This window comes from Bradyrhizobium sp., assembly GCF_035570375.1.
GTDB lineage: Bacteria > Pseudomonadota > Alphaproteobacteria > Rhizobiales > Xanthobacteraceae > Bradyrhizobium.
In genome coordinates this window covers 46170-53080 of the sequence record NZ_DATMLW010000098.1, presented here as the reverse complement: position 1 = coordinate 53080, position 6911 = coordinate 46170, and the positions used below count along the sequence as shown (strand labels likewise).

Annotated in this window: 3 protein-coding genes and 1 rRNA gene; 2 read left to right on the top strand and 2 right to left on the bottom strand. The window is 61.4% G+C overall.

Features of this window, described 5'->3' with window-relative positions; all coding sequences use genetic code 11:
• A 16S ribosomal RNA gene (locus tag VNX23_RS11000) occupies positions 1–90 on the bottom strand; the annotation flags it as partial.
• Between the two features lie 870 nt (positions 91–960).
• Between VNX23_RS11000 and VNX23_RS10995 the strand changes: the two genes are divergently transcribed.
• Positions 961–3012, top strand: coding sequence for a M23 family metallopeptidase (locus VNX23_RS10995; protein ID WP_325629917.1), 2052 nt, complete (start codon positions 961–963; stop codon positions 3010–3012).
• 66 nt (positions 3013–3078) lie between these two features.
• Here the strand turns inward: VNX23_RS10995 and clpB are convergent, their stop codons facing one another.
• A complete protein-coding gene (gene clpB / locus VNX23_RS10990) occupies positions 3079–5718 on the bottom strand; it encodes an ATP-dependent chaperone ClpB (protein WP_325629902.1) in 2640 nt (879 codons plus the stop codon).
• 229 nt (positions 5719–5947) lie between these two features.
• On the opposite strand from clpB, the gene VNX23_RS10985 reads away from it, so the two are divergent.
• On the top strand, positions 5948–6730 hold the full coding sequence (locus VNX23_RS10985; protein ID WP_325629900.1) for an MOSC domain-containing protein: 783 nt from the start codon (positions 5948–5950) through the stop codon (positions 6728–6730).
• Positions 6731–6911 lie beyond the last annotated feature (181 nt).

Sequence of the window (6911 nt, the reverse complement as noted above, 5' to 3'; positions counted from 1 at the left end):
GCCGCTGACGTATTGCTACGCCCGCTCGACTTGCATGTGTTAAGCCTGCCGCCAGCGTTCGCTCTGAGCCAGGATCAAACTCTCAAGTTGGACTTGAAACTTTGAACCGGCTGATCACAACGTTTGACGAGGTCCCACCATTTTTTGTCAGCCGAAGCCGACATGCCGCCTGCGATTCACATCGCGGGCAGCGATGGTGTAACCTTTTCAAAACGTGTACCGCCGAAGTCTTTCGTCCGATCTCGAAAGATGAAAACCGAAGTTTTCAAGTATTCGAGATCCGCAAGGACTCCGCCGTCCACGTTTCTCTTTCTTCATCTTCACTTGTCAAACAGCCCGGGGCCGAGACCCCTCTCCCCATCACGGGAGTTTTCTCACGGAAACCCCCAAAGGGGCCTTTCCGAATCCTCACTCGACGACAAATGACAACCGATGGTTATCGGCTGTTGAGTCACTCATCTTAGTGAGGAGCTTCACGGGCACGAAAACATGCCTTGGCCGAGGGCCAAGGCAGCGCCGCGCTCAGTGGGCCGGTTTATAAGCCCGCCCGATCGGCGTTGTCAACGGTTGTTGTCAACAAATCGTCGCATCGCGCAGTGGAATCTCGCACCACAAAGAAGTCCCGATTTTTAGGAACCTGACGCCGTACTTTATCCACATTCCTGCGACGTTCTGGCATACATAGGTATTTGAATCGCCGGGTGCCAGTGGGGGCTGCCGGCGAAAGGGTACCGGGGGGATCGGCGATCTTTCGAACCGATCGCCTTTGCCTTGTCGACGAACAACACCGAAGAGATTTGCACACCATCAAGGTTCGTGATTTCGGCCAAGTTTTCCGGCTTCTCACGAACATCGGCGCGGAACGCCGCGCTCCCGAATCTGCCTTGAGAAAGGGCGAATGCGGGTTGAAGGATGGACGCAGATGTCGTCGAAGGTCGAAGGAATTGGGGGGACGGTGGGTTGAACCACAGGGCGCCGCGCGGGGGCAGTTACGGACGCGAGACCGGGATCATCGATCTTGGTCACGAGCCGCCGCTTTCCGTGGATGGGACCGAGGCCGCCGTCATCGATCGCCGCCGCGTCTCCGTACAATGGTTTAGCGGAACCATCCTGACCGGATTATGCGGCGCGGCCTTGATCGGCGGCGCCGTTTTCGCGTCCCTGGACGGCGAAATGACCTTTGCCAAGGTTCCGGAGCGGGTCGAAGGGGCGCTGCGTGGCGCGTTCGGCGCCAACGACCATACCCTGAAAAAGAGCGACCGGTTGCCGCCTCCGGGCGAAGCGACGGCGGCGCGAAACGTGGTCCGGGTTTCGACGGTCACCCGCGTCGGCAACCGCGACGTCATGCGGGTGCGGCCGTTCGTCCGCATCTCCGGCAATCTGTCGATGACGACCAGCGATCTGAGCGCCAAGATCCCGCCATTCAACGCCCAGCGCATGCTCAGCGACGTCGGCAGTCCCCCGCCTGCCGCCTCCGACGATCCGAACAATGCCGACGCCGTCGAACCCGATGCCGAGGTTTCCTTCGTCACCAAGGATCTCGCGCCGATCCTGCCCAAGGCCAAGATTGCCGCCGTGGTCGCCCTCGACGAGGTGATGCTGCGGGTCCGCGACGCCTCGAACTGGCGCGGCAACGGCGGTGGTGTGCGCTACGCCTCTCTGGCCAATGCAACCGCGGACGTGAGCGGCGCGCAAACCGGCCTCAAGCTCGCCTACGCCACCGAAGGCTCGGCCTCCGATCCCTATGCCGGCTTCGAGACGCGGATCGTACCCGAGAACGTCACGCTGCTGCCCAAGACCAAAGAGCAGATCACCGGCGGCAATCCCAACGGTGAACGCGTCCACATCGTCAAGAAGGGCGATAGCGTCATCCCGATTCTGCGCGAGCAGGGCGCAACCGCGGAAGAAGCCAGATCCATTGCGATCATGCTCGGCGCGAAGGGCCGCGATGGCGGGCTGAGGGAAGGTCAGAAGGTCCGCATCCTGATGGCGCCTGCGGGGCCTGGCCAGCGGCTGCAGCCCTACCGGGTGATAGTCGCCAACGATACCAATATCGAAGCGGTGGCGGCGCTTTCCGATCTCGGCAAATATGTCGCCGTCGACGTGCAGAGCATAAACACCGTCACCGATACGGCCGATAACAGCGACGATGATGACGACGACGGCAGCGGCGTGCGGCTCTATCAAAGCGTTTACGAAACCGCGCTGCGCAACAAGGTGCCGGCGGCCGTGATCGAAGACATGGTCCGCATCTATTCCTACGACGTCGATTTCCAGCGCAAGGTCCAGCCCGGAGACTCCTTCGACGTGTTCTTTGCCGGAGAGGACGAGGGCACGAACAGCAACGAAAAATCCGAAGTCTTGTTTGCCTCTCTGACGGTCGGCGGTGAAACCAAGAAATACTATCGTTTCCAGACGCCGGACGACTCCGTCGTCGACTACTATGATGAGAGCGGCAAGAGCGCGAAAAAGTTCCTGGTGCGCAAGCCCGTCAACAACGCCATCATGCGATCCGGTTTCGGCAGCCGCCGCCACCCCATCCTCGGCTATGTCAAGATGCACACCGGCGTCGACTGGGCGACGCCGTACGGCACGCCGATTTTCGCGTCGGGCAACGGCGTGGTCGAAAGCGTCGGCTGGGAAGGCGGCTACGGCAAATACGTCAAGCTGAAGCACAACAACGGTTACGAGACTGCCTACGGGCACATGTCCGCCTATGCCAAGGGGCTGGAAGTCGGCAAGCGGGTTCGCCAGGGCCAGGTCATCGGTTTTGTCGGTTCGACCGGACAATCAACCGGCGCCCACGTCCACTATGAAATTCTGGTCAATGGCCGCTTCGTCGATCCGATGCGCATCAAGCTGCCGCGGGGCCGCTCGCTCGAGGGGCTGGTGCTGGCAAGCTTCGAGAAGGAACGCGATCGTCTCGACACCATGATGAACAATCGCGGTAGCAGCCCGGCGCGGATTTCGGACGCCACTGCAACCGGCGGCGCGCGGCATTCCACGCGCTGAAGCCGGGACGTTTGGGTTCCTTGCATCGGCGTCGACGCTGCCTTGATCGTGCAAAGTCCGGGCGCCTCAGTTCAGCTTTCGTTTTGGCACCGGCGCTTCGAACTGCGCAATCTCCGCTGTTTGCCGCGCCTTGCCGTTGAACGTCAGCACATTGCCTTCCGCTGAAATAACGACGCGATCTCCATCGGCAATTTCGCCCGCGAGAATCATCTCGGCCAGCGGATCCTGAAGATTACGCTGGATCACGCGCTTCAGCGGCCGCGCGCCGTAGGCGGGATCCCAGCCCTTGGCGGCAAGCCAGTCGCGCGCCGCGGCGTCGAGCGTAAGCGTGATTTTCCGCTCCTCCAACAGCTTCTGCAGGCGAGCGAACTGGATTTCGACGATCCGGCCCATCTCGCTCTTCTGCAAGCGATGGAACAGGATGATCTCGTCGACCCGATTGAGGAATTCGGGACGGAAATGCGCCCGCACCATTGCCATCACCTGTTCGCGGACCGCAAAGGTGTCTTCGCCTTCGGGCTGGTTGACCAGAAACTCCGAGCCCAGATTCGAGGTCATGATGATCAGCGTGTTGCGGAAATCGACCGTGCGGCCCTGACCGTCGGTCAGGCGGCCGTCGTCCAGCACCTGCAGCAGCACGTTGAAGACGTCGGGATGAGCCTTCTCGATCTCGTCGAACAGCACGACCTGGTAGGGCCGCCGGCGGACCGCTTCTGTCAACGCACCGCCCTCGTCATAGCCGACATAGCCCGGAGGCGCGCCGATCAGCCGCGACACCGAGTGCTTCTCCATGTATTCGGACATGTCGAGGCGCACCATCGCGGTCTCATCATTGAACAAATATTCGGCGAGCGCTTTTGTAAGCTCGGTCTTGCCGACGCCGGTTGGCCCCAGGAACATGAACGAGCCCATCGGGCGGTTTGGGTCCTGTAAACCTGCGCGCGAACGGCGCACGGCGGTTGCCACCGCACGCACGGCTTCGGCCTGACCGACCACGCGCTTGCTGAGGCTTTCTTCCATCCTCAACAGCTTGTCCTTCTCGCCTTCCAGCATCTTGTCGACGGGGACGCCGGTCCAGCGCGAAACCACCTGCGCGATGTGGTTGGCGGTGACCGCCTCCTCCATCATCTCGCCGGCATTCTCCTTGGCCTCGATCGCGGCGAGCTTCTTCTCGAGCTCCGGAATCCGGCCATAGGCAAGCTCGCCCGCGCGCTGGAATTCGCCGCGGCGCTGCGCGTTGGCAAGTTCGATCCGCAAGCTATCGAGTTCGCTCTTCAGCTTCTGCGCATTGGAGAGCTTGTTCTTCTCTGCGCTCCAGCGCGAGGTCAGGGCGGCCGACCTTTCCTCGAGTTCGGCCAGTTCCTTTTCCAGGATTTGCAGCCGGCTCTTCGAGCCGGGATCGCTCTCCTTTTTCAGAGCCTCCTGCTCGATCTTGAGCCGAATGATCTCACGATCCAGCGAGTCGAGCTCTTCGGGCTTGGAATCGACCTGCATCTTCAGCCGGGCCGCGGCCTCATCCATGAGGTCGATGGCCTTGTCGGGCAGAAAGCGGTCGGTGATGTATCGGTTCGACAGCGTGGCCGCTGCAACAAGCGCCGAATCGGTGATGCGCACGCCGTGGTGCTGCTCGTATTTGTCTTTCAGGCCGCGCAGGATCGAGATGGTGTCTTCAACGGTCGGTTCGGAGACGAAGATCGGCTGGAACCGCCGCGCCAGTGCTGCGTCCTTTTCGACGTGCTTGCGATACTCATCGAGCGTGGTGGCGCCGATGCAGTGCAGGTCTCCCCGCGCCAGCGCGGGCTTCAGGAGATTGGACGCATCCATCGCGCCGTCGGCCTTGCCGGCGCCGATCAGGGTGTGCATCTCATCGATGAAAAGGATGATGCTGCCTTCGGCCGAGGTGACCTCCTGCAGCACGGCCTTGAGCCGCTCCTCGAATTCGCCGCGGTATTTGGCGCCGGCGATCAGCGCGCCCATGTCGAGCGACAAAAGTCGCTTGTCCTTCAGGCTTTCCGGCACGTCGCCATTGACGATCCGCAGCGCAAGGCCTTCGACGATGGCGGTCTTGCCGACGCCGGGCTCGCCGATCAGGACGGGATTGTTCTTGGTACGGCGGGAAAGGACCTGGATGGTGCGACGGATTTCCTCGTCGCGCCCGATCACGGGGTCGAGCTTGCCGTCGCGGGCGGCTTGCGTCAGGTCGCGCGCATATTTCTTCAGCGCGTCATAGGCGTTCTCCGCCGTGGCGCTGTCGGCCGTTCGTCCCTTGCGCAAGGATTCGATCGCCGCGTTGAGATTTTGCGGGGTGACGCCGCCGTCCTTGAGGATCTTGCCGGCATCGCTGTTCTTCTCCAGCACCAGGCCAAGCAACAGCCTCTCGACAGTGACAAAGCTGTCACCGGCCTTGTCCGCGGCCTTTTCGGCCGCATCGAACGCGCGCGCGAGATCGGACGCAAGATAAACCTGGCCGGCGCCGCTTCCGGAAACTTTCGGCAGTTTGTTGAGCGCATCCTCGACTGCTTTCAGGATCGCCCGCGAGTTGCCCCCGGCACGATCAATCAAACCGGCGGCGAGGCCCTCGTTATCGTCAAGCAGGACTTTCAGGAGGTGCAGCGACGAAAACTGCTGGTGGCCCTCGCGCACCGCCAGCGACTGCGCCGACTGGATGAAACCGCGCGAACGCTCGGTATATTTTTCGATATTCATTGGTATGCCCTCAGCCTGCCGCTACCACCCGCGAAGCATGGCTAACGGCATCTTCATTGGGAATCCGCGCACCGCATTGACATCCGTCAACCGCTTCGCGGCCCAGCTTGAGGCAAATGTGGGAACGGGTGTCCGGAAACGGAAGAGGCGTTTTCACAAATTCGTGTGCGGTGGCCCTGGTGCGGTGGATCCGGGACACTAGCGCGCAAGAATCCCCTAATAAGGCCCGATGTCCCTGAGCCCAGCACAAGTCACAAGCCTTTATCGTTATCCGGTAAAAGGCCTTTCGCCCGAACCGTTGCCACGCGTCGCCCTGGAAGTCGGCGAGACCCTTCCCTCCGACCGGCGTTACGCCATCGAGAATGGCCCGAGCGGCTTTGATCCCGAAGCGCCGGCATGGCTGCCAAAATCCCATTTCCTGATGCTGATGCGAAACGAACGCCTGGCGGGGTTAGAAACCCGGTTCGAGGATCGCAGCAACCTTTTGACCATCCGCAAGGGCGGCGACGTTGCCGCACAAGGCGATCTGGAAACACCTGAAGGCCGGCTTGCGATCGAGCAATTTTTCGTTGCGAATTTTGCAAGCGATCTGAAGGGAGCGCCGAAAATTCTTTCGAGCGCCGGCCACAGCTTTTCCGATGTCGCCCGCAAGGTCGTGTCCATCATCAATCTCGCGAGTGCCCGCGCCATCGAGAACATGGTCGGCGCACCAGTCCATCCCTTGCGCTTCCGCGCCAACCTCTATGTCGAGGGCTGGCCGGCGTGGCACGAATTCGACTTGATGGACCGCACGCTTGCCATTGGAGCGACCCGACTGAAGGTGGTGAAGCGCATCGTTCGTTGCGCGGCCGTCAATGTCGATCCCGACAGCGCCGAGCGCGATCTCGAAATCCCGCAAGCGCTGCAGCGCCGCCTCGGCCATGGCGACTGCGGCATCTATGCCGAGGTGATCGCCGGCGGCACCATTGCCGTCGGCGATGCGATCACGGTGGAAGAACCGCGGTTGCTTTGACGATGGCAAGCCTCTGCCCCACAAGGGGAGAGCTGTCGCATATGGTTACGTTGCCGCTTTTCTTCTCCCTCCCCCTTGTGGGGAGGGTCGGCGAGCTCGGAAGCGCGCTCTTGCGCTTCAAAGCGAGCCGGGGTGGGGGTTTTCTTCACATTCTGTTTTCTTCACATTCTGCTTTCTTCAT